The organism is Gallibacterium genomosp. 2 (assembly GCF_000771895.1).
Classification (GTDB): Bacteria; Pseudomonadota; Gammaproteobacteria; order Enterobacterales; family Pasteurellaceae; genus Gallibacterium.
Genome location: NZ_JPXY01000044.1, coordinates 1 through 22,712, shown reverse-complemented (window position 1 = coordinate 22,712; position 22,712 = coordinate 1). Strand labels below are relative to the sequence as shown.

23 protein-coding genes and 2 tRNA genes are annotated in these 22,712 nt (G+C 39.9%); 17 read left to right on the top strand and 8 right to left on the bottom strand.

The annotated features are described in order from the left end of the window. Window positions 1-69: 69 nt before the first annotated feature. Window positions 70-146, bottom strand: a tRNA-Arg gene (locus P375_RS09160). A 35-nt stretch (window positions 147-181) separates the two neighbouring features. Next, window positions 182-258, bottom strand: a tRNA-Pro gene (locus P375_RS09155). A 151-nt stretch (window positions 259-409) separates the two neighbouring features. On the opposite strand from P375_RS09155, the gene folD reads away from it, so the two are divergent. The 7 genes from folD (at window position 410) to P375_RS09120 (ending at window position 7,577) form a co-directional block, all read left to right on the top strand. Next, window positions 410-1,273: a bifunctional methylenetetrahydrofolate dehydrogenase/methenyltetrahydrofolate cyclohydrolase FolD gene (gene folD / locus P375_RS09150; RefSeq protein ID WP_039136316.1), complete on the top strand. Its 864-nt coding sequence runs from the start codon at window positions 410-412 to the stop codon at window positions 1,271-1,273. Window positions 1,274-1,579: 306 nt separating this feature from the next. Then, window positions 1,580-2,698: a bifunctional tRNA (adenosine(37)-C2)-methyltransferase TrmG/ribosomal RNA large subunit methyltransferase RlmN gene (locus tag P375_RS09145; protein ID WP_039136314.1), complete on the top strand. Its 1,119-nt coding sequence runs from the start codon at window positions 1,580-1,582 to the stop codon at window positions 2,696-2,698. 20 nt (window positions 2,699-2,718) lie between these two features. Next, window positions 2,719-3,282: a type IV pilus biogenesis/stability protein PilW gene (pilW, locus tag P375_RS09140; RefSeq protein WP_039136312.1), complete on the top strand. Its 564-nt coding sequence runs from the start codon at window positions 2,719-2,721 to the stop codon at window positions 3,280-3,282. A gap of 143 nt (window positions 3,283-3,425) precedes the next feature. Beyond that, window positions 3,426-4,499, top strand: coding sequence for a RodZ domain-containing protein (locus P375_RS09135; RefSeq protein ID WP_039136310.1), 1,074 nt, complete (start codon window positions 3,426-3,428; stop codon window positions 4,497-4,499). Between the two features lie 24 nt (window positions 4,500-4,523). Beyond that, window positions 4,524-5,639 carry a flavodoxin-dependent (E)-4-hydroxy-3-methylbut-2-enyl-diphosphate synthase gene (gene ispG, locus P375_RS09130; protein WP_018347055.1) on the top strand — a complete coding sequence of 372 codons (1,116 nt, stop codon included), beginning with the start codon at window positions 4,524-4,526 and terminating at the stop codon, window positions 5,637-5,639. 21 nt (window positions 5,640-5,660) lie between these two features. Further along, the gene (hisS, locus tag P375_RS09125; RefSeq protein WP_039136308.1) at window positions 5,661-6,944 is read left to right on the top strand and encodes a histidine--tRNA ligase; all 1,284 of its coding nucleotides are present in this window, start codon (window positions 5,661-5,663) and stop codon (window positions 6,942-6,944) included. A gap of 12 nt (window positions 6,945-6,956) precedes the next feature. Continuing rightward, entirely contained in the window at window positions 6,957-7,577 is a 621-nt protein-coding gene (locus tag P375_RS09120) for a YfgM family protein (RefSeq protein WP_039136306.1), read from the top strand. Between the two features lie 176 nt (window positions 7,578-7,753). On the opposite strand, the gene P375_RS09115 is transcribed toward P375_RS09120, so the two are convergent. The 5 genes from P375_RS09115 to P375_RS09095 form a co-directional block, all read right to left on the bottom strand. Continuing rightward, window positions 7,754-8,482, bottom strand: coding sequence for a DUF7606 domain-containing protein (locus P375_RS09115; protein WP_039136304.1), 729 nt, complete (start codon window positions 8,480-8,482; stop codon window positions 7,754-7,756). A 93-nt stretch (window positions 8,483-8,575) separates the two neighbouring features. Then, window positions 8,576-8,929, bottom strand: a complete 354-nt coding sequence (rplT, locus tag P375_RS09110; protein ID WP_013745267.1) for a 50S ribosomal protein L20 — start codon at window positions 8,927-8,929, stop codon at window positions 8,576-8,578. Window positions 8,930-8,988: 59 nt separating this feature from the next. Further along, window positions 8,989-9,186 carry a 50S ribosomal protein L35 gene (rpmI, locus tag P375_RS09105; RefSeq protein ID WP_013745268.1) on the bottom strand — a complete coding sequence of 66 codons (198 nt, stop codon included), beginning with the start codon at window positions 9,184-9,186 and terminating at the stop codon, window positions 8,989-8,991. Window positions 9,187-9,289: 103 nt separating this feature from the next. Continuing rightward, a complete protein-coding gene (gene infC, locus P375_RS09100; protein WP_080638295.1) occupies window positions 9,290-9,832 on the bottom strand; it encodes a translation initiation factor IF-3 in 543 nt (180 codons plus the stop codon). A 151-nt stretch (window positions 9,833-9,983) separates the two neighbouring features. Further along, window positions 9,984-11,165 carry an FAD-dependent monooxygenase gene (locus P375_RS09095; protein ID WP_039136301.1) on the bottom strand — a complete coding sequence of 394 codons (1,182 nt, stop codon included), beginning with the start codon at window positions 11,163-11,165 and terminating at the stop codon, window positions 9,984-9,986. Between the two features lie 232 nt (window positions 11,166-11,397). On the opposite strand from P375_RS09095, the gene miaB reads away from it, so the two are divergent. The 9 genes from miaB to P375_RS09050 all read left to right on the top strand — a co-directional run bounded on the left by miaB (window position 11,398) and on the right by P375_RS09050 (window position 21,206). Continuing rightward, window positions 11,398-12,825 (top strand): tRNA (N6-isopentenyl adenosine(37)-C2)-methylthiotransferase MiaB, encoded by a 1,428-nt coding sequence (gene miaB / locus P375_RS09090; RefSeq protein WP_026211112.1) that lies wholly within the window; start codon window positions 11,398-11,400, stop codon window positions 12,823-12,825. A 262-nt stretch (window positions 12,826-13,087) separates the two neighbouring features. After that, window positions 13,088-13,420, top strand: a complete 333-nt coding sequence (gene yajC, locus P375_RS09085) for a preprotein translocase subunit YajC (RefSeq protein ID WP_013745272.1) — start codon at window positions 13,088-13,090, stop codon at window positions 13,418-13,420. Window positions 13,421-13,535: 115 nt separating this feature from the next. Next, window positions 13,536-15,380 carry a protein translocase subunit SecD gene (gene secD / locus P375_RS09080; RefSeq protein WP_031205127.1) on the top strand — a complete coding sequence of 615 codons (1,845 nt, stop codon included), beginning with the start codon at window positions 13,536-13,538 and terminating at the stop codon, window positions 15,378-15,380. Between the two features lie 14 nt (window positions 15,381-15,394). Further along, window positions 15,395-16,369, top strand: coding sequence for a protein translocase subunit SecF (gene secF / locus P375_RS09075; protein WP_013745274.1), 975 nt, complete (start codon window positions 15,395-15,397; stop codon window positions 16,367-16,369). A 108-nt stretch (window positions 16,370-16,477) separates the two neighbouring features. After that, on the top strand, window positions 16,478-16,960 hold the full coding sequence (gene lrp / locus P375_RS09070; RefSeq protein ID WP_013745275.1) for a leucine-responsive transcriptional regulator Lrp: 483 nt from the start codon (window positions 16,478-16,480) through the stop codon (window positions 16,958-16,960). Between the two features lie 168 nt (window positions 16,961-17,128). Next, complete coding sequence (locus P375_RS09065; protein WP_039136299.1) at window positions 17,129-18,877, top strand: alkaline phosphatase; 1,749 nt, start codon at window positions 17,129-17,131, stop codon at window positions 18,875-18,877. 3 nt (window positions 18,878-18,880) lie between these two features. After that, complete coding sequence (locus P375_RS09060) at window positions 18,881-19,333, top strand: hypothetical protein (RefSeq protein ID WP_039136298.1); 453 nt, start codon at window positions 18,881-18,883, stop codon at window positions 19,331-19,333. A 13-nt stretch (window positions 19,334-19,346) separates the two neighbouring features. Then, window positions 19,347-20,027 (top strand): ABC transporter ATP-binding protein, encoded by a 681-nt coding sequence (locus tag P375_RS09055; RefSeq protein WP_039136297.1) that lies wholly within the window; start codon window positions 19,347-19,349, stop codon window positions 20,025-20,027. A gap of 9 nt (window positions 20,028-20,036) precedes the next feature. Then, entirely contained in the window at window positions 20,037-21,206 is a 1,170-nt protein-coding gene (locus tag P375_RS09050) for an ABC transporter permease (protein WP_039136295.1), read from the top strand. 37 nt (window positions 21,207-21,243) lie between these two features. Here the strand turns inward: P375_RS09050 and P375_RS09045 are convergent, their stop codons facing one another. Then, entirely contained in the window at window positions 21,244-21,597 is a 354-nt protein-coding gene (locus tag P375_RS09045) for an MmcQ/YjbR family DNA-binding protein (RefSeq protein ID WP_039136293.1), read from the bottom strand. A 189-nt stretch (window positions 21,598-21,786) separates the two neighbouring features. Between P375_RS09045 and P375_RS11995 the strand changes: the two genes are divergently transcribed. Next, on the top strand, window positions 21,787-22,712 hold a 926-nt coding region (locus tag P375_RS11995; protein WP_196247804.1), incomplete at its 3' end, for a DNA translocase FtsK 4TM domain-containing protein.

The following is a 22,712-nucleotide window of genomic DNA, read 5'->3' as shown; positions in this document are numbered from 1 at the left end:
TTTGTCCTATATGCCTAGAAATAGTTAGTTAAGATTGAGTGTATGTGATTGATAAATATTAACTTTTAATGGCACGCCCTATTGGATTCGAACCAATGACCTACGGCTTAGAAGGCCGTTGCTCTATCCAGCTGAGCTAAGGGCGCATAGGATAAAAAGGTGGAAATAAAAGATAAAAAAATGGTCGGCGAGATAGGATTTGAACCTACGACCCACTGGTCCCAAACCAGTTGCGCTACCAAACTGCGCTACTCGCCGACGTGTGAGGTGCATTATAATTTTTATTTCTGTTGCGTCAATCATTTTTTTTAAATTTAAAAATAAACGCTTAAAATTAATCCATACTCTTATCAAACAAGCTTTTTTTTGCGAAAATTAGCGTTCATGCAAACACATTATGGAGAAAACAATGTCCGCTCAAATCATTTCCGGTAAGGATTTAGCAAAATCTATTAAGAGTGACCTTCATCAAAAAATTCAAACTATCATTGATCAAGGGCTGCGTTCCCCAGGACTAGCAGTAATTTTAGTAGGAGAAAATCCCGCATCACAAATTTATGTCGATAATAAGAAAAAAAGTTGTCTAGAAGTGGGGATTCAATCAAAATCATATAATTTATCAGACACTATTTCTGAACAGGAACTGCTCTCATTAATTGATGAATTGAATCAGGACGATACTATTGACGGCATTTTAGTTCAATTACCTTTGCCAAAACATATCAGTAGCGTAAAAGTTATCGAACGTATTTCTCCATCAAAAGATGTGGACGGTTTTCATCCTTATAATGTAGGGCGTTTATGCCAACGCATTCCAACATTACGTGCTTGCACACCTTACGGCATTATGAAACTGCTCGAAGCCACCGGTGTTGATCTACACGGACAACACGCTGTTATTATTGGTGCCTCCAATATTGTCGGTCGCCCAATGGCAATGGAATTACTGCTTGCAGGTGCAACTGTGACCGTAACGCACCGCTTTACGAAAAACTTGCAGGAATTGGTTGCTCAAGCGGATATTTTGATTGTTGCTGTCGGTAAACCACATTTAATACCAGGCGAATGGGTAAAGCCCGGAGCAATAGTAATTGATGTCGGTATTAACCGAGTTGCCGATAAGAAAGTTATCGGTGATATCGGATTTGAAGCTGCACAACAACGAGCAAGTTTTATTACACCGGTTCCGGGCGGAGTCGGTCCTATGACAGTTGCAATGTTGATGGTTAATACGCTCTCAGCCTATAAAAATCATCTCAATATCGCTGATTAAGTTCATAATTCAATCAACATTCCTATAGCACTCAAGCCCTGTTAATACAGGGCTTAGTTAGCACTTAATCAGTGATTTTTTCTATCTTTCAATTTGCGCTGCAACATACTGCAATTATAGAAAAGCACACTATTTTTTTATTTTTCGATACAACTCACAAATTTGCACTAAATTTAACGCAATATATATCACAAATTTGCTAGCATAATGTGCAGCAACTCAGTAAAATGCGTGCTTTTTAAAATATGGCAACTGTGAAGCACCAATTTATTGCTAATGCCACAATGTGTAATAACGAGGCAATTTATGACTACTGAAAAAACCAATTTACTGAATTTAACCCGTCAAGAAATGCGACATTTTTTGGCGGATCTTGGCGAAAAACCTTTCCGAGCCGATCAGATTATGAAATGGATCTACCATTACGGCGAAGATAATTTCGATAATATGACGAATATTAATAAGGTTTTGCGTGAAAAACTAAAACAGGTTGCAGAAATTAAAGCACCTGAAATTGCGGTTGAACAACGTTCTTTCGACGGTACCATAAAGTGGGCGATGCAGGTTGGTGATCAACAAATCGAGAGTGTTTATATTCCGGAGGCGGATCGTGCCACACTTTGCGTATCTTCCCAAGTCGGCTGTGCTTTAGCTTGTACGTTCTGTTCAACAGCACAACAAGGTTTTAATCGTAATTTGACCGTTTCTGAAATTATTGGTCAGGTTTGGCGTGCGTCCAAAGTAATTGGTGCTTTCGGTGAAACAAAAGTTAGACCGATTACTAATGTGGTGATGATGGGGATGGGCGAACCTTTGTTAAACGTAAGCAATGTAGTACCAGCAATGGAGATTATGTTAGATGATTTTGGTTATGGTTTATCCAAGCGCCGAGTGACTTTATCAACCTCCGGTGTTGTACCAGCACTTGATAAACTGGGTGAAATGATCGATGTTGCTTTAGCAATTTCATTACACGCACCCAATGATGAGTTGCGCAATGAGATTGTGCCTTTAAATAAAAAATATAATATTGAAATGTTAATTGATTCCGTAAATCGTTATCTAAAAATTTCCAATGCGAACCACGGTAAGGTAACTATTGAATATGTTATGCTCGATCACGTTAATGATGAAGTCGAACACGCACATCAATTAGCTCAAGTATTAAAGCATACGCCTTGTAAAATCAATCTTATTCCTTGGAATCCGTTCCCAGAAGCACCTTATAACAAGAGTTCTAATACGCGTATCGATCGCTTCCAAAAAACATTAATGGAATATGGATTTACCGTTATTGTACGAAAAACTCGTGGCGATGATATTGATGCGGCTTGTGGACAACTTGCCGGAGATGTAATTGATCGTACAAAACGTACTGCACAAAAACGAGCTTTTGGTAAAAATATTGAAATAACGCAATCTTAATGCTAGTAAGTGAGGAAATTATGAAAAATATAATGATGAAACTGAAATTTTTTATTCTATTTTCCTCACTACTTTCACTTTTTGCTTGTAGTCATTCTACTATAAATAAATCTCCTACTTCTAATAATGCCGCTGCGGCAAAAACTCGTGTTGAATTAGGGTTAGCTTATTTATCACACGGCAATCCTACATTAGCAAAAGCTAATTTAGATAAAGCACTACAACATACTCCAAATGATTACTTGCCTTATCTTGGTTTAGCCTATTTTTATCAACATACCCAACAACTCGAACTTGCTGGAGAATATTATCAAAAAGCACTCACTCTTTCTCCTAAGAATGGCGATGTATTGAATAACTATGCTACTTACCTCTGCTCTCAACGACAATTTAATGCGGCATTTAATTTTTTTGAACAAGCATTAAAAAGTAAATCTTATTATCATTTTGCTGATACTTATGAAAATATTGCTATTTGTGCCGTTTTAGCTAACGATCAAAACAAAATTGAACAAGCTTTAACCCAATTGGAGAAATATTCTGTAGATAAAGCGAAAAATTTACGGCAACGTTTACATAAATAACGGCAAAATCACCTTGATTGAGATTATTCTTATTTTTCTCTTGCCTGCCAATCTGTATAATAGCTAAATAATTTTTCTTTATAGCCACCAGCGTATTCTTACAATCCGCTACAGCTATTCATCACAATAAGTAATAAACGATTATGGATCAGGAACAACTTGCAACTAATGTCGATTTAGGACAACAACTGCGTAATGCTCGTGAGCAACTTGGATTAACAATTGAACAGGTTGCTGAACAGACCAATTTACGCCCGGCAATCTTAAAACAATTCGAGGAAAACCAATTTGTTTTAAAAGATATTCCGGCAACTTTTGCACGCGGATACTTGCGTAATTACTTAAAATTTCTACATTTGCCGGCAACTTTATTAACCGACAATCTCACCTTTGGTGCAGAAGTAAAAAATGATTTAAATAAAAATCATCGCACTAAAAATTCTGTTAATCGCTATGTTTCTCATCACCATTGGTTACGACCATTAAGCTGGATTGTGCTGATTATTATCATCGGTATGACGGTTTTATGGTGGTGGCAAGATCATCAACGCTCTGCTAACGAACGTGAAAATTTTGTTGAAGAACATTCCATAACGGAGCAAAGTGCAACAGACAATGCGCCAATCGACACTGCGGTTGTAACGAATTCCGATGCTGTTGCGCCAAGTGAAAACGGCAACAATACAGAAACTGCAGTAACCGATAATAACGGAAATACTGAAACCACAAACAACGTTGGCAACACTCAAACTGAAACTGCCGAAACCGCAACGGTAGTGAATGATGAAGGCACAACCGTTGCCACTAATGACACCGGAAGCAACAGTAATAGTGGTAATAACAGTGCTGATAAAAACGGTGAAACTTATCCTAATACTTCAACCGAAGCTTTAGCCACAGAAATGAATAAAATTGATGGCAATAACAGTACTAGCGAAAATGGAACCGCCACCAATCCGGTGACAGACGTTATCCCAAACAATTTAAAAATTGAAATTACCGGCGAAAGTTGTTGGCTTAGTGTAAAAGATGCTAACCGTAAAACATTGGCGGAACGTGAATACCGTCGTGGTGAAATATTGGATTTAACTGGTGATGCGCCTTATTCTTTAATTATTGGTGCACCGCAAAATGTAAAAATCAGTTATCAAGGTCAGGATGTACCGTTAAAAATTGATGGTCGTGTAGCAAAATTAACGCTACCGGCTCAACAGTAATTATCATTAATTTTGAAGAAAAATATGTTAAAACAATCTCCTATTCAACGTAGAAAATCTACTCGTATTTATGTCGGCAATGTGCCTATCGGTGACGGTGCGCCTATTGCCGTTCAGTCAATGACTAACACAAGAACCACCGATGTGGAAGCGACTGTTGCTCAAATCAAAGCATTGGAACGTGTCGGCGCTGATATTGTGCGTGTTTCGGTGCCGACAATGGATGCGGCGGAAGCATTTAAGCTAATTAAACAACAGGTCAAAGTGCCGCTTGTTGCCGATATTCACTTTGATTATCGTATTGCCTTGAAGGTTGCCGAATATGGTGTTGACTGTTTAAGAATCAATCCGGGCAATATCGGCAGGGAAGATCGTATCCGTGCGGTTGTCGATTGTGCCAGAGATAAAAATATTCCAATTCGTATCGGCGTTAATGCCGGTTCATTGGAAAAAGATCTGCAAGAAAAATATGGTGAACCGACACCGCAAGCGTTATTGGAATCAGCGTTGCGACACGTTGATATTCTTGATCGCCTTAATTTCGATCAGTTTAAAGTCAGCGTTAAAGCCTCTGATGTTTTCCTTGCGGTGGATGCTTATCGATTATTGGCGAAACAAATTAAACAACCTCTTCATCTCGGTATTACTGAAGCCGGCGGCGCACGTTCCGGTTCTGTGAAAAGTGCTATCGGGCTAGGTATGTTGTTGGCTGAAGGTATCGGTGATACTTTACGCGTTTCCTTAGCTGCCGATCCGGTGGAAGAGATCAAAGTCGGTTTTGATATTTTAAAATCATTGCGTATCCGTTCGCGCGGTATTAATTTTATCGCTTGTCCAACCTGTTCCCGTCAGGAATTTGACGTTATCGCAACCGTTAATGCCTTGGAACAGCGTTTGGAAGATATTATCACACCAATGGATGTTTCCATTATCGGCTGTGTGGTGAACGGTCCGGGAGAGGCGTTAGTTTCCGATCTTGGAGTCGCCGGCGGCAACAAAAAAAGTGGTTTCTATATCGCCGGACAACGTCAAAAAGAGCGTTTTGATAATGATCAGCTTATCGATCAGCTCGAAGCGCAAATTCGTGCCCGAGTAAGTGCATTAGATCCAAATAATCAAATTAAAGTAGAACAAATTTAATCATAAAAATAGGAATTTAACGTGGCAAAAACTATTCAAGCTATTCGAGGAATGAACGACTATCTGCCTAGCGATACACCGTTATGGCAATGGGTAGAAGGTAAAATTAAACAACGTTTAAGCAGTTATGGCTATTCTGAAATTCGTATGCCGATTGTTGAATCAACCCCGCTTTTCGCGCGTGCTATCGGTGAAGTAACCGATGTGGTTGAAAAAGAGATGTTCACCTTTAATGATCGTGACGATGAAAGTTTAACATTGCGTCCAGAAGGTACTGCCGGCTGTGTGCGTGCCGGTATTGAACACGGTTTGCTTTATAATCAAGAACAACGTTTATGGTATATCGGACCTATGTTCCGTTATGAACGTCCGCAAAAAGGGCGTTATCGTCAATTCCATCAATGCGGTGTTGAAGTATTCGGGATCGCAAATCCATTAATCGATGCGGAATTAATTATTATGACCGCCAAATTATGGCAGGATTTAGGTATCGCTGATCACGTCCAATTACAGCTTAACTCTATCGGTTCATTAGAAGCACGTAAAAACTATCGTGCCGCTTTGGTTGAATATCTGCAAGATTACGTGGATCAGTTGGATGAAGACAGTAAACGTCGTTTAACCACTAATCCATTGCGAATTTTGGACAGTAAAGATGAACGTGTACAACAAATTTTAAATAATGCACCGAAATTGCACGACTATTTGGATGAAGATTCCCGTCAACATTTTGCGACACTTTGTTCGATTTTAGAACAATATGGCATTCGTTATGAAATTAACCAGAAATTAGTTCGTGGTTTAGATTACTACAATAAGACCGTCTTTGAATGGGTAACTACGGCGTTAGGTGCACAAGGCACGGTCTGTGGCGGCGGACGCTATGATGGCTTAGTGGAACAACTTGGCGGACACGCTACGCCGGCGGTCGGTTTTGCAATGGGCTTGGAACGTTTAGTGCTGTTGATTCAGGAGGTTGTTGAAAATCCACCGATTAATCCTAATGTTGATATTTATGTGATTCATCAAGGAGATAATACAACTCTGCCGGTGTTGCAATTAGCCTCTCAACTGCGTTCGGCATTACCGCAAATTAAAGTAATGTTGCATTGCAGCGGCGGTAACTTTAAAAAACAATTTAAACGTGCAGACAAGCTCGGTGCAAAATTTGCATTAATTCTCGGTGAAGATGAAGTGGCACAACAACAGGTTGTGATTAAAGATCTATTAAGTGGAGAACAGCAAATTACATTAGCAAATACCGATGCTATCGACTATTTAACCCCATTTTACACATCTCGCTAAGGAGGCAACATAATGGCTTATACAACCAGTGATGAACAACTGCAAATTGAAGAAATCAAACAGTGGTGGAAAGAGAACGGCAAAGTTATTATTGCCGCTATTATTTTAGCTATTATCGGTGTATTCGGGTGGCGTTATTGGCAGGGTTACCAGCAGAGTAAAATTCATCAATCTTCTGCGGAATTTTCTCAAATAATGAAGGCTACCGAACAATCTGATACTGGGAAGGCAAATGCCCAATTAACTCAATTTGTTGAAGCTAATCCAAGCAGTGCCTACTCTGCCTTTTTGTTATTAGAACAGGCGAAAAAACAGATTGATGCTAATCAATGGCAACACGCTGCCGATACGCTGCAAAAAGCACTTAACAATGCAAAGGATAGCGCATTGATTTCATTAATCGCACTGCGTTTAGCAAGTGTACAAACACAGTTGAAACAGTTTGAACCGGCATTGGCAACATTAGGCAAAGTAACGGATCAAGCGTGGCAAGGAAGAAAAGCGATGCTTTCAGGTGAAATTTATAATGCAATGGGCAATAAATCGGAGGCAAAAAAATCGTTTGAAGCGGCATTAACCACTGCCAACCCACTTGAAGCGCAATGGCTACAAATCCAAATCAATAATTTGTAATATGCTTTCATCCCCGGCTCATCGTCGGGGATTTTTATCTCTAAAATTTGGGCATAGTAAACAAAATTTGCTATACAGTATTGCCCAATAAAAAAGTTGCCGATAACAGAGGAATCGTTATCGGCAATCAGATTTTCTAACAACAGTTAAATTTGCTGTAAACAGAAAGAATATGCTTATTTAGCTACACACTCTTGTAATAAGACCTTATCTTGGGAAGCCGTTTTACCTAATTGCAACCAAGAATTAACTTTGCTCTGCTGCCAATTTTGAGTATTCAACGCTTCAACACTTAACATATAATATTGATTAGCAAAAACAAAATGATCACCTTGGCTTAGCTGTTTATCCCATTTTAATAATTCCATTTTACCTTGCCAAAAAACGTTTATCTGATCTTGTTGATAACTGATTTTAAGATCTTTACCGTTATCACAACGATAAACTATATCATTGATTCCTTTGATATTTTTCTGTTCTACATTAATAATCTTCAGTTTCACATTATAAACACGTTTCACATTCGGCTGTTTACGAGCATCATTACGAGTTTGATATACAGTCAATGTATATTTACCTGAATACGGCAACACTTGATAAATAGCTGATAAATTAGCTGTCGCTTTAGCGTGGTTAAGTGAAAATTGAATTTGTCGGTCATTATCGATTGTTTCTAAAGTAAGAAGCTGACCTTGTTTTGCATAAAAGCTATAGCGATCTACATCATAGCCTTTAATTGTACCTTTTAATTCGGCGAAATTTTCCCCTTTAGCAAATTGTACGGAAAAATCATTAGTATTTACGGCAGCACCATCATTACTGTTATTAGTAGATTGTGCCGCATTTACACTGCAAGCCTGTGCCAAACCAAGCACGAATAGCACTGTTACTAATTTTAATTTCATATTTGAACTCCCTTTATTTGAAAATTAATAAAAAAGGATAGTGTTTTTTAAATCACTATCCTTTCTAAACCTAAAATAAACGAAATCTGTTTATTAAAGTGCTGATTTTGCTTTTTCAACTAAAGCTGCGAAAGCTACTTTATCGAATACTGCGATATCAGCAAGAATTTTACGATCGATTTCCACAGAAGCTTTTTTCAAACCATTAATAAAACGGCTGTATGATAAACCGTTTTGACGAGCTGCCGCATTGATACGTGCAATCCATAATTGACGGAATTGACGTTTACGTTGACGGCGGTCACGGTAAGCATATTGACCAGCTTTAATTACTGCTTGGAAAGCAACACGATATACACGAGAACGTGCACCATAATAACCTTTAGCTGCCTTAAGAATTTTCTTATGACGAGCTCTTGCAATTACACCACGTTTTACACGGGCCATAGGAATCTCCTTTGTCTATTTGTACTTAAAAAATAACGAAACGTTCGCTAACCCGCGGGTTATGCGTATGGTAAACAAGCTACGACTAAAACCTGGTCTGCTTTCGCAACCATTGATTTATGACGTAAATGGCGTTTACGTTTAGTTGATTTCTTAGTCAAGATATGACGAAGATGAGATTGTTTACGTTTAAAACCGCCAGTTCCAGTTTTTTTGAAACGTTTAGCAGCGCCACGTACTGTTTTAATTTTAGGCATTGTTTAATAACTCCGCATTGTTTACGATTAATCACTAATAATCAGGCGAATAAAAAGCAACGATGTCAAACACCGTTACTTCTCACTACTTGAACTGCACTGATTATTTCTTTTTCGGGGCAAGCACCATCACCATTTGACGACCTTCAATTTTGGACGGTTCAGATTCAACTACAGCTAATTCTGCTAAATCTGCTTTAATACGATCCAACATTTCAATACCAATCTGTTGATGTGCCAATTCACGACCACGGAAACGCAGTGTGATTTTGGTTTTATCCCCATCTTCCAAAAAGCGAATCAGGCTGCGTAGTTTTACCTGATAGTCGCCTTCGTCAGTTCCGGGACGGAACTTAACTTCTTTTACTTGAACAACTTTCTGTTTCTTTTTCTGCTCTTTGGCAGTTTTGCTCTTTTCATAAAGGAATTTACCGTAATTCATAATACGGCAAACCGGAGGTTCGGCATTAGGACTGATCTCAACCAGATCCAAATCGGCCTGTTCAGCCAACTCCAACGCCTGTTGGATAGATACAATCCCCGCCTGCTCACCATCTTGGTCGATCAAACGGACTTCCTTCACACGAATTTCTTCATTAATACGATTCGGGCGATTAGCTGCCGGTGCTTTTTTTACGGTTTTAATAATCTTATTCCTCTATTAATTTAACTTATCTATCTGCAAAATACAGAAACTTAGGTTATTCATCAATTCATTGACAAAAAACGGTGCAAATTCTATAAGATTTCCTCTGTAGTTGCAACAAGCAAGCTCGATTTTCTCATTTTCATTTTTATTATAAGCCAAGCGCATAACGCAAAGCCTGACGCTTAATAAAGCCTGCTCGTTCAGAAGCGAATAACGCAATATTTCGCGCTACTTTAACCGGCAACAACGGCGAGCGAAATGTTTTATAAAAAACATCCATTGTTGATTGCATTAACAAATTGTCTTTATAGCGTTGCTGTTGATAGCGTTGTAAAAATTGCTCTTGCGCTAAGCCTGAATCCCGTTTTAATGCCCATTCAACATTTTCCAATAGGGCTTTCACATCCTTAAAGCCAAGATTTACCCCTTGTCCGGCTAAAGGATGAATACTGTGCGCCGCATCACCGACCAAAATCACACCGTTTTTATAATACTGCTGTGCGTGGCGGCGAGTTAAGGCGAATGAACCCCATTTTTTCACGGTAATTTTGCCTAATCTTGCCGGAAAATATTGCTCAACTTCTGTGGTGAGTTTTTCTGCTGACAAATTTTTTAAAGAGTCAATCCGCTCAGGGGTATCATACCAAACCAAACAGGCTTGTTTACCCAACAACGGCAACAATGCTCGCGGGCCGCTCGGATAAAATTGTTGCCAGGTCATCGACTGCTGTTCGGCTTCGGTATCCACCAAAATCAACATACAGTCCTGTTGATAACGCCAACCGGTAACACCAACACCGGCAATTGTTCGCCATTGGGAAGTTGCACCGTCAGCCGCGATAATATAGGGGCTACAAATCTGTTCACCATTATCTAAAGTAAGATGCCATCTGTTCTGCTGATATTGTTGTGTGCTGACTGTACAACTCACAGCAAAATCAACATTCGGTAATTGTTGAAACCGTTGCCACAGCCCCTCTTGAATTAATTGATTTTCCACCATAAAACCAAGTTGCGACAAATTAATCTCTTTTGCACTAAAAGTGGTGGAAAACCCCTCTATCTCCCACGTGCTTAATTCACTGTAAGGACAAACTCGGCGATCTGCGATATATTGCCACGCATTTAAATGCTGCAATAAGTTAACCGATCCTTGACTAATCGCGGAAATGCGTAAATCGTACTCGCTGTCAGTGCTAAAATGCGGCAATGATGAACGTTCTACCACGAACATTTTCAAGCCCAATTTAGCTAATCCGGCGGCACAAGCCGCACCGACCATTCCACCACCGATAATAATAAAATCGTAATGTTTTGCCTGTTCACCCATTTTGTGTACCCTTTTTCTCATTTTTCTTTTATTTTACTCACAAAAGCCGGTGTTGCCTAAAAGAAAATCACTCACATACCCCAATGAAGTGCTAGAGATTATGTAGATAAATCGGTAGAATAGCCGCCGACTTTTTACACCGCTATATTCAGATAGCACTATTTTTATCGCGGATAAGCAAATTGTACGCTTATCCAATTTAAATCATCCATTAACTTTCAACTGAAATAGAATGACACAAAAACTACATATTAAAACTTGGGGCTGCCAAATGAATGAGTATGACTCAGCCAAAATGGCAGACCTGTTAAACAGCACGCACGGTTTGGAATTGACAGAAAACGCGGAAGAAGCGGATATCTTATTATTAAATACCTGTTCAATCCGTGAAAAAGCACAAGAAAAAGTATTCCATCAATTAGGACGTTGGAAAGATTTGAAAAAACAAAATCCGGATCTGATTATCGGTGTCGGCGGTTGCGTTGCCTCACAGGAGGGCGAGCATATTCGAGATCGTGCGCCTTATGTCGATATTATTTTCGGGCCACAAACGTTGCACCGCCTGCCGGAAATGGTGAATCAAATTCGTGGCGGCAAAAGTGCTGTGGTCGATGTCAGTTTCCCGGAAATCGAAAAATTTGACCGTTTACCTGAACCTCGTGCCGAAGGCCCGACCGCATTTGTTTCCATTATGGAAGGTTGTAATAAATACTGCTCATTCTGCGTTGTGCCTTACACCCGTGGCGAAGAGGTAAGCCGTCCGGTCGACGATGTGTTATTTGAAATCGCACAATTGGCGGAGCAAGGTGTACGCGAAGTGAATCTGTTAGGGCAGAATGTGAATGCTTATCGTGGACCGACCCACGACGGCGGTATTTGTTCATTTGCCGAATTATTGCGTTTAGTGGCGGCAATTGACGGTATTGATCGCTTACGTTTTACCACTTCTCATCCAATCGAATTTACCGATGACATTATTGACGTTTATCGCGATACTCCGGAACTGGTCAGCTTCCTGCATTTACCGGTGCAAAGCGGTTCCGACCGTATTTTATCAATGATGAAACGTAATCACACCGCATTGGAATACAAAGCGATTATTCGTAAACTGCGTGAAGCACGTCCGGATATTCAAATCAGTTCCGATTTTATTGTCGGCTTCCCGGGCGAAACGGCGCAAGATTTTGAACAGACAATGAATCTCATTGCGCAAGTCAATTTTGATATGAGTTTCAGTTTTATCTACTCTGCCCGTCCCGGCACACCGGCAGCAGATATGCCAGACGATGTGAGCGAAGAGGAGAAAAAACAGCGTTTATATCTGTTGCAGGAACGCATTAACCAACAGGCATCGCAATTCAGCCGCCGTATGTTAGGCACTGAACAACGCATTTTGGTGGAGGGTCCGTCCAAAAAAGATATTATGGAATTGACCGGTCGTACCGAAAATAATCGTATTGTTAATTTTGTCGGCTCACCGGATATGATTGGCAAATTTGTTGATGTTAAGATCACCGATGTTTATACCAACTCTTTACGTGGTGAAGTTGTGCGTACCGAAGATGATATGGATCTTCGCGTGCAACACTCACCGCAAGCCGTAATGCAACGTACACGCAAAGAAGATGAACTTGGTGTGGGGCATTATCAAGCCAATTAATCATTTTTCAGCGGGAAAGGTAACGCGCTTTTTACCAGTTGGCTTGTTTTATCAAAAACGCCTAAATGATTGAAACGCCGCTGTTTACAGCGGTAGAATGTACTAATTCGGAAGAGGTATAACCTCTTCCGAATCAAGGCAATCCACAGTGCAATGCTTTATCTGTTGTTCTGTGAATTGAAACATGCTATTTTTAGCCACTGTTTTGCCGAAACGGCATAAAACACTTAGTTTTTATTTTGTTATTAAGGAAAAAAACAATATGGGTATTATCTCTACAGCATATGCTGCCGACGCTGCAGCACAACAGGGCGGCGGCTTACAAATGATCTTTTTATTGGTCATTTTTGGGCTTATTTTCTACTTTATGATTTTCCGTCCGCAATCTAAACGTAATAAACAACATCGTGAATTGATGTCTTCACTTGCGAAAGGTGAAGAAGTTTTAACCAGCGGCGGTTTATTAGGCAAAATCACTAAAGTTTCTGCTGAGAGCGACTATATTGTTATCGCCCTTAACGACACTAACGAAGTTACTATCAAAAAAGATTTTATCGTAGCCGTTCTACCGAAAGGTTCTATCAAATCACTTTAATTTACCTTCCAGACAAGGTTATAACACGCGTTTTTAGCGCGTAGTGTGGGTTACCGGGGCAATCAACAACTGTTTGATTGCCCTGTGTGTTAAACAATTTACAAAGGTTTTTATTGTGTTAAATCGTTTCCCTTTATGGAAGAATCTGATGGTGATCTTCGTTGTCGTCATCGGCATTTTATATGCGCTTCCAAATCTTTACGGTGAAGACCCGGCAGTTCAGGTTTCAGGAACGCGCGGTCAACTTGCCACCGAACAAACCTTATCCGACGTTCGTCAGGTACTTGAACAAAATAAACTTCCTATTAAATCTATCGCCTTAGAAAACGGCTCTATTTTGGCAAAATTTACCAGCACTGATGAGCAGCTTCTCGCCAAAGATAAAATTTTAGAAAAACTGGGCGATAACTATTCCGTTGCATTAAACCTTGCGCCGGCAACGCCGACTTGGTTGACTGATATCGGCGCCGGCCCAATGAAATTAGGCTTGGATTTACGTGGCGGTGTGCGTTTCTTAATGGAAGTTGACTTAAAATCGGTACTGGCTAAACAGCAAGAACAGTTACAAGATTCACTCCGCACCGAATTGCGTAAAGAAAAATTTGTCTATAAAGCAATCCAATCCGGTGAAAACTACTCCACCGTTATCACCCTTGCCGATAATATTTCACCAAGTGATGTGGTGCGTGTATTAAAGCGTAAACACGCTAATTGGGATGTGGTCAGCAATGGGCAAAATGTTACATTAACCCTTTCAGAAAATGAACTGACTCGTTTAAGAAAGAGTGCCGTTGAACAAAATATCACTATTTTACGTAAACGTGTGAATGAACTTGGTGTTGCTGAACCTGTGGTGCAACAGCAGGGAGCAGATCGAATCGTAGTGGAATTACCGGGGGTACAGGATACTGCTCGTGCTAAGGAAATTTTGGGTGCAACTGCAACATTGGAATTCCGTATGGTCAATCAAACCGCCAATCTTGCAGCCGCTGAAAATGGAATGGTGCCGTCCGATTCAGAATTACAACACGACCGTAACGGTACACCGGTTGTTGTTTATCGTAAAACCATTTTAGGTGGTGAGCATATTACCGATGCCAATTCCGGTAATGATGAATATGGTCGTCCTCAAGTAAATATCTCTTTGGACAGCGAAGGCGGAAATATGATGTCGGAAGCGACTAAAACCGCAATCGGTAAACCAATGGCGACTGTTTATAGTGAATATAAAGACAGCGGTAAAAAAGATGAAAACGGTAAAGCAATTTTGACAAAACACGAAGAAGTCATTAACGTTGCTACCATTCAATCTCGTTTAGGCAATACTTTCCGTATTACCGGCATCAACTCCCCTGCCGAAGCGCAAAATCTTTCCGTGTTATTACGCTCAGGTGCATTAATTGCTCCGATTCAGATTGTTGAAGAACGCACTATCGGGCCTTCTCTTGGGGCGCAAAATATCGAACAGGGTATGCAGGCAAGCTTCTGGGGCTTATTGATCGTTGTGCTCTTTATGGCGCTTTACTACCGTAAATTCGGTTTGATCGCTAATTTGGCATTGGTTGCCAACATCGTTATTCTGGTCGGTTTGATGTCATTAATCCCGGGTGCAACATTATCTATGCCGGGGATTGCAGGGATCGTGCTGTCGGTCGGGATGTCGGTCGATGCCAACGTATTGATCTTTGAGCGTATTAAAGAAGAGTTGCGTAACGGCCGTTCGGTACAACAAGCCATTAACGAAGGTTACAGCGGCGCTTTCTCCAGTATTTTCGATGCTAACCTGACAACTATTTTAACGGCTGTCATTCTTTATGCAGTAGGTAGCGGCCCGGTAAAAGGCTTCGCGATTACATTATCTCTTGGTGTTGCCATTTCGATGTTTACTGCCATTACCGGTACTCGTGCGGTGGTGAATTTCCTCTATGGTGGAAAACGAATCAGTAAATTATCGATTTAAGGGAAGCATTATTTATGAAAAATACAGATAATCAAACTGAAACAGTTAACGATATTAAGCTGCCATATAAGCTAATCCACTTTATGCGCTATCGTATGGTGGGCTATGCCCTATCAATTATTGTGGTAGCAATTTCATTATTTTTTATTATCACTAAAGGTTTTAACTGGGGCTTGGACTTTACCGGCGGAACGGTGATCGATACTTCATTCTCACAACCTGCCGACTTGCCGAAAATCCGCTCTATTTTAGCGCAAAATGGTTTGGATAATGCGGTGGTACAAGCATCAGGCGGCGTACGTGATGTAATGGTGCGTGTACCGGCATCTGTCAATGATCCGAATATCGGCACGCACATCAAAACCATTTTAAGTGACAATATTGATAAAGACGTTTCCATTCGCAGTATTGAATTCGTTGGTCCAAATGTGGGTGAAGAGCTAACCACTTCGGCGATTTATGCCACTTTAATCACTTTGGCAATGCTATTGCTGTATGTCGGTTTACGTTTTGAATGGCGTTTAGCTTTAGGGGCAATTCTCTCTTTGGCGCACGATGTGATCGTGACTTTAGGTTTCTTCGCAATGCTACAAGTTGAGATTGATCTAACCTTTGTGGCGGCGATCCTTTCCGTTATCGGTTACTCCTTGAACGATAGTATCGTGGTATTTGACCGTGTACGTGAGAATTTCCGTAAAATTCGCCGTGCCTCTACGGTGGAAATTATCAATATTTCACTGAGTCAGACCTTATCCAGAACATTGATGACCTCTATCACCACATTAATTGTGGTTATCGCATTATTATTATTTGGCGGTCCAACAATCCACAGTTTCTCATTAGCGTTATTGATCGGTATCGGTTTCGGTACTTATTCATCAATTTATATTGCGATTGCACTTGCGCTTAACTTCGGCTTGAAACGTGAACATATGTTGCCGCCGAAAGTGGAAAAAGAGGGCGCGGATCAAGAGTCACTTTTACCATAACAAAAGTTTCTCAACATAAATCAAGTAACATCAGCCGTTTTTACGGCTGATGTTTTATTGAATATCCGCTATAATAACGCCATTCAAGTTGATAAAGGCTTTCTCAAAATGCGTCAAAAAAAGATGATGAAATCACTCGATGCTATCGATATGAAAATTCTTAATGAGTTGCAACATAACGGTAAAATTTCCAATATCGAGCTTTCAAAACGTGTCGGTTTATCGCCGACGCCTTGTCTGGAACGAGTAAAACGCTTAGAAAAACAAAATGTGATTATGGGATACCGGGCTTTACTCAACCCGGAATTATTAGATTCACCGCTGTTAGTAATTGTTGAAATTACTTTGGTTCGCGGTAAACCGGATGTTTTTGAAGAGTTCAATCGTGCGGTGCAGGATTTAGAAGAGATTCAAGAATGTCATTTGGTGTCCGGTGATTTTGATTATTTATTAAAAACCCGTGTTGCCGATATGGCTGCTTATCGTAAACTGCTCGGTACCACGTTGCTCCGTCTTCCGGGAGTAAACGACACTCGCACCTATGTCGTAATGGAAGAGGTGAAACAGACCAATTATTTACTACTCAAATAACTTCCTGCCCTTTAGTTAATGACTAAAGGGCTTTTCTTCTCTTCCCTTGCCTTCTTCGCTTTCCTCGCCTATTATGCCTCGCTTATTTTTGTCATATAACTGTCATATTTCTCCGTTATAGTCATTTCAGAATTTAAACAACCTTTTTAAAACACTATGGAGAAACCTATGAAGTTACGCTATTTACTGACGTTGATGGCATCTGCATTCGCATTAAATTCATTTGCTCAAACCATTTATCCGATTGATCGTGCCACAATGATGGTTGACGGCAAATTTGATTTTAAAGTGGAATTTGACGAAATTGTAAAACCGGAACAGGTAAAAATTACCATTAACGGCAAAGATTTCACTAAAGTATTGGGTAGTAACAACATTGAATTTGTTGAAAAAGAGGATGGCGAGCCAGTTTCTGCAATTTGGTTAAGAAATGTCAGTATTCAAGAACCAGGAAAATATCAAGTTACCGCACAAACAAACGGCAAAAGCAGCAAAGTAAATTGGACAGTTTATCGCACACCTGATATTGCGAAAGCCAAAAATGTCATCTTCTTTTTAGGTGATGGCTTATCCGTGGCACACCGCACCGGTGCACGCATTTTATCTAAAGGTGTAACTGAAGGAAAAGCAAATAGTTTATTAGCTATGGATACGCTGCCGGTAACCGGTTTTATCGGCACATCCAGTACCGATGCCATCACGGCGGACAGTGCCAACACGATGAGCGCCTATATGACCGGGCATAAATCAACCATTAATGCTCTCGGTGTCTATGTCAGCCGCTCTAAAGATAATCTTAATCACCCGAAACAGGAAACACTCGGTGAATTAATTAAACGTAAAACTAATAAAAGTTTAGGTATTGTTTCCGATGCAGAATTGGAAGATGCCACACCGGCAGCCGTTGTTTCTCATACCAGACGACGTGCAGATAAAGATAAAATCGCCGGAATGCTTTATGAAGTCAAACCGGATGTATTGTTAGGCGGTGGTTCTGCTTATTTCCTACCAAAATCAGTACCAGGCTCAAAACGTAAAGATGATATCAATTATATTGAAAAATTTAAGGCGGATGGTTATCAGTTAGTTACAACCAATACCGAATTAACCAATATTGCTAAAGATACTAAGCAGTTATTAGGCTTATTCCATACCGGCAATATGGATACTGTTTTAGATCGCCGTTTTCTAAAAACCGAAGCGACCAAAAAATTCCCGGATCAACCTGATCTCACCACAATGACACAAACGGCATTAGATGTATTATCCCAAAATCCGGACGGTTTTTTCTTAATGGTGGAATCCGCATTAATCGATAAATCTTCTCATCCGCTTGATTGGGAACGTGCTTTGATGAGTACGATTATGTTTGATAAGTCGATTGAAATTGCTAAAAAATTCGCCGAAAAACATCCGGATACATTAATTATTGTCACCGGCGATCATACGCACGGTTTATCGTTAATCGGAACAGTAGACGACAACAAACTGGGTGATGATATGCGAGAAAAAGTCGGCGTTTACGCAGCCGCCGGTTATCCGAATTATGAAGATAAAAACCAAGACGGCTATCCTGATAGATTGGATGTTAGCAAACGTTTAGCGGCATTCTTTAACAATTATCCTGATTATTATGAAACTTTCCGCCCAAAACTTGATGGTCTATTTGTCCCCGCCATTAAAAACGAGAAAGGTGAATATGTCGCTAATGAAGCCTATAAATCGGTACCGGGTGCGGTATTGCGTACCGGCATTCTGCCAAAAAGTGAATCCAACGGCGTACACGCTATTGATGACATCGTCATTCAAGCACAAGGTCCGGGATCAGAGGCGATTAAAGGCTATATGGAAAACTCCGATATTTTCAAAGTTATCGTTGACAGCTTCGCCATTAACGGCAAAGAAAAAGGGAAATAACTTATGCAAATCAATCTTATAGCGAGGTTCGCCTCGCTATTTTTGGCTATTTTACTGTTATCGGGAATATTTTCTCCGGCAATCGCAATAACCCAACTTAGTTTCGATCAGCTTTACGGCAAGATTTCAGCATTGGGAATGGAATTCTCTGATAAGGTGAAAGCATTAAAAGATCAAGAGGTAGAAATGCACGGCTTTATGGCACCACCATTAAAAGCAGATGCGAAATTTTTTGTTCTGACCAAAGCACCGATGGCACTCTGCCCGTTCTGCTCTTCCGATGCGGATTGGCCTGCCGATATTGTAGTGGTTTATCTTGATAAAAAGCAGCCGTTCGTACAAAACAACACGATGATTAAAGTAGAAGGGAAGCTGTCTTACGACTCTTGGACTGATCCGGCAACCGGATTCGTCAGTTTGCTAAGACTCACCAATGCCACTTTCAGTGAATTATAAACAGGAATCGCGTATGACTTTACTTTCTCTCCATAATGTTACCGTCAAAGTTCCCGGTCTTTCTTCGCCAATCCTATCTATTCCACATTTTTATCTACAATCTTCACAACAAATTGCGCTGATGGGGCCTTCCGGTTGCGGTAAAAGTACGTTTTTAAATATCATCTGCGGCTTATTAAAACCGAGTTCCGGCAATATTTTATGGAAGAATCAGGATTTAACGATGCTTTCTACCGCACAATGTGATCATTGGCGTTTTCAAAATATCGGCATTATTATGCAGGATTTTTATCTTACTAATGGATTAACCGCACTAGATAATGTGCTGTTACCCTCCGCTTTTCGGAATTGGCATATCAAAGCTTCTCTACAACAACGCGCAAAATATTTATTACAGCAATTAAAAATGCCTCATTTCGATACTGATGTAGAACATCTTTCTCGTGGGGAAAAACAACGTGTCGCCATTGCACGCACATTATTGCATCAACCTAAAATTGTTATTGCCGATGAACCGACCGCAAGTCTGGATAAGGAAAACAGTCAAATAATTTCACAATTATTGTGCAATATCAGCACTGAAGAAAACTGTACACTCATTGTTGCCACCCACGATCTCTTTCTCGCTTCACAATTAAAGCGAAAAATTCATTTGGAAAATGGCATTATCGTGTCGGATAACGATAAAGAATAAGGAGTCAATATGTTAATGCTAAAGCTGCTCTTTCTGGATCTGAAAAAAAGCAAATTCGGCAGTTTATTTATTATTTTTTTAATTGCCTGTTCTGTGGCGCTCAGTATTGCTGTTAGTATCAGCGAACGAGCTTTTCGCGAAGGCAGTACCAATGCAGCAGAAAAATTCGATCTTATTATTGGCGCATCAGGCAGTGAAATTCAGTTGGTATTAAGCACTGTTTTTCTGCAACCAACAAAATTAAATTTAATTGATTACGCTATTTTAAATGAAATTAAACAGAACCCGAATACCGCTTGGGCAGCACCATTAACATTTGATATGCCGATTATCGGCACAGATAACACCTTTATCGAAAAAATTTATCCTGAGTTACCGCAACAACAACTATTCCATCAAGATTTTGAAGCGATTGTCGGCGCGGATAGCGGTTTAAAAATCGGTGATAAATTCTCACCGCTTCACACGCGCTTAGGAGAAAACAACCATCACCAACATAATGAAATCAAATATCACGTTATCGGTATTTTACCCAAACAGCATAATATTTGGGACCGAGCTATCTTTGTACCGATTAAAAACATTTGGCAGATTCATCAACATTCCGACATCCCACAAGAGCGTGAACACAAAGCCGTTTCCGCCATTATTGTAAAACCGAAAAGTTTTGCCGGTGCTTATCAATTACGTAGCCAATATAAAACGGAACAGACACAGGCACTCTTCCCTGCTGAAGTATTGGTGAGAGTTCACGCTATTTTAGGTGACAGTAAACAAATTCTGCTTGTAATTTCCATCATCACACAAATTTTGGTTACCTTAGCACTACTAATGACAATCGTACTCTATCTTAGAAGTAAACAGCACCAAATCGCAGCCTGGCGTATTTTCGGCGCACCAAGAACAAAAATTGTTCTGCTTATTTGGTCAACTCTTTTCCTGATCATCACCTGTGCATTAATGCTCGGCACATTGGGCGGCATAGTATTCGCCTACCTCATTGCCCACTACATCAGTCAAAACAGCGACTTTGCCTTACCTGTTCACTTTTCAGAAACTGAAGCCCAATTTCTCGCCGCTAATCTTTTAGTTGCAATGTTAATTGCCCTCATTCCCTCTTTTTTAATCTATCGACAAACACCAATTACGATTCTAAAAAATATTCCTGAACAACATTAAACGTATCGGCACACAACCGATACGTTTTTACTGTTAATTATTTTGTTAATTGATAACTCTGTTCAATTAAAGGGAGCAGTTCCGCCATCTCAATTTTACCTAAATCCACACTCAACCAATGTTGTTTATTCATATGATACGCCGGATAAAATCCCTCAGACTGTCGTAAACCGTCAATCAATTCAGGTGGCAGCTTAAGATTCAGCACATTTTTCATTTCTTTGCCAGACAATCCCAACTTATCCCCCGCTACCGGCATAAACAACGCAAACCATTTTTTATTAGTAAAATGCCGAAACACCGCAAATTCAGGATGCTTATCAAACAAATACTCCGCCTTTGCGGAATAATGTTCATTTAAATAGAGAAAAAGTGTTTTGGGTGAAGTCATGATATTTACCTCTTTAAACATATAAATACACATCAAACAACTTTAATACCGTTATTTTGAAAATAGAATCTTGTTCATCACAATATACTTATTTGTAAGACTTGATTAAATCCTAAGATTGTTTGTCTAACCCCCCTTGAGTTGCTATCATAGCAGCTCAATTTTAGTATTCGTATTTTGTTGAAAACAATGATTAATAAACTCAAAAATATCAAACTGAATCAGCTTCCTTTATCCCATTTTAAACAGGTAGAAATTAAGAAAGAGTATTTACGCTCCAATCTTTACCTTTTTAACCTTGGACTTATTTTATTAACGTTTTTTGGGTTATATTTACTTGTGGCGTGGGCATCTTATCATCCAATGGATAATGCGTGGACTGTCGCCAGTAACCAGACGGCAGTCTATAACAAGGCTGGCGCTTTCGGAGCTTGGATAATTGATGTTCTATTTGCCTTATTTGGTCGGATTGCCAATATTTTGCCTTTTGTCTGTTTTTTAGTTCCTATTTTTCTATTACGTTATCATCCGATTACAGAAATGAAATGGCGTACTTTTTTCCTTCATTTCATCGGTTTTTTACTTTTTTTATGCAGCATCTCAACTTTAGCGGCACTCTATTTGCCTAATAGCAGCAACCATTTAGCCGGTGGCGTCATCGGCACCGTTATTGTTCAGTTTATTGCTAAAACAACCGGCACACTGCTGCTTTCACTTATCGCATTATTGACAACTGCTTTAGGGTTTGTACTTTCTGCCGGCAATGATTTTATTAAAGTATTGCTACGTTTTTACCACTGGTTGATGGCAACAGATGAACAACAAAAAATTGAAGATAACGCTGATACAACCTCAACAGAAAAATCATTAGCGGATTATGAACAGATTGTTTTGCCGATCGCTAATGCTAACCGTACAGAACAACAAGCCAATGAAGAAACGTCATCACCTTATTTCCAACCTCAAGGCGAACAACAGTTAGTTAATCCAACTATTTTCGGTTTAACTCCGCAACAAGATGAGCCAACAACAGAAATTGAAACAGCAACTTCTTTTGCACAACAAGAGTGGCAAAATAGCGCGCCACATACATTAGAAACAGCACAAGCACAAGC

Coding starts and splice junctions, on each gene's coding strand:
- folD (WP_039136316.1), top strand. CDS start 410: ATGTCCGCTCAAATCATTTCCGGTAAGGATTTAGCAAAATCTATTAAG.
- P375_RS09145 (WP_039136314.1), top strand. CDS start 1,580: ATGACTACTGAAAAAACCAATTTACTGAATTTAACCCGTCAAGAAATG.
- pilW (WP_039136312.1), top strand. CDS start 2,719: ATGAAAAATATAATGATGAAACTGAAATTTTTTATTCTATTTTCCTCA.
- P375_RS09135 (WP_039136310.1), top strand. CDS start 3,426: ATGGATCAGGAACAACTTGCAACTAATGTCGATTTAGGACAACAACTG.
- ispG (WP_018347055.1), top strand. CDS start 4,524: ATGTTAAAACAATCTCCTATTCAACGTAGAAAATCTACTCGTATTTAT.
- P375_RS09120 (WP_039136306.1), top strand. CDS start 6,957: ATGGCTTATACAACCAGTGATGAACAACTGCAAATTGAAGAAATCAAA.
- P375_RS09115 (WP_039136304.1), bottom strand. CDS start 8,482: ATGAAATTAAAATTAGTAACAGTGCTATTCGTGCTTGGTTTGGCACAG.
- rplT (WP_013745267.1), bottom strand. CDS start 8,929: ATGGCCCGTGTAAAACGTGGTGTAATTGCAAGAGCTCGTCATAAGAAA.
- rpmI (WP_013745268.1), bottom strand. CDS start 9,186: ATGCCTAAAATTAAAACAGTACGTGGCGCTGCTAAACGTTTCAAAAAA.
- P375_RS09095 (WP_039136301.1), bottom strand. CDS start 11,165: ATGGGTGAACAGGCAAAACATTACGATTTTATTATTATCGGTGGTGGA.
- miaB (WP_026211112.1), top strand. CDS start 11,398: ATGACACAAAAACTACATATTAAAACTTGGGGCTGCCAAATGAATGAG.
- yajC (WP_013745272.1), top strand. CDS start 13,088: ATGGGTATTATCTCTACAGCATATGCTGCCGACGCTGCAGCACAACAG.
- secF (WP_013745274.1), top strand. CDS start 15,395: ATGAAAAATACAGATAATCAAACTGAAACAGTTAACGATATTAAGCTG.
- lrp (WP_013745275.1), top strand. CDS start 16,478: ATGCGTCAAAAAAAGATGATGAAATCACTCGATGCTATCGATATGAAA.
- P375_RS09065 (WP_039136299.1), top strand. CDS start 17,129: ATGAAGTTACGCTATTTACTGACGTTGATGGCATCTGCATTCGCATTA.
- P375_RS09060 (WP_039136298.1), top strand. CDS start 18,881: ATGCAAATCAATCTTATAGCGAGGTTCGCCTCGCTATTTTTGGCTATT.
- P375_RS09055 (WP_039136297.1), top strand. CDS start 19,347: ATGACTTTACTTTCTCTCCATAATGTTACCGTCAAAGTTCCCGGTCTT.
- P375_RS09050 (WP_039136295.1), top strand. CDS start 20,037: ATGTTAATGCTAAAGCTGCTCTTTCTGGATCTGAAAAAAAGCAAATTC.
- P375_RS09045 (WP_039136293.1), bottom strand. CDS start 21,597: ATGACTTCACCCAAAACACTTTTTCTCTATTTAAATGAACATTATTCC.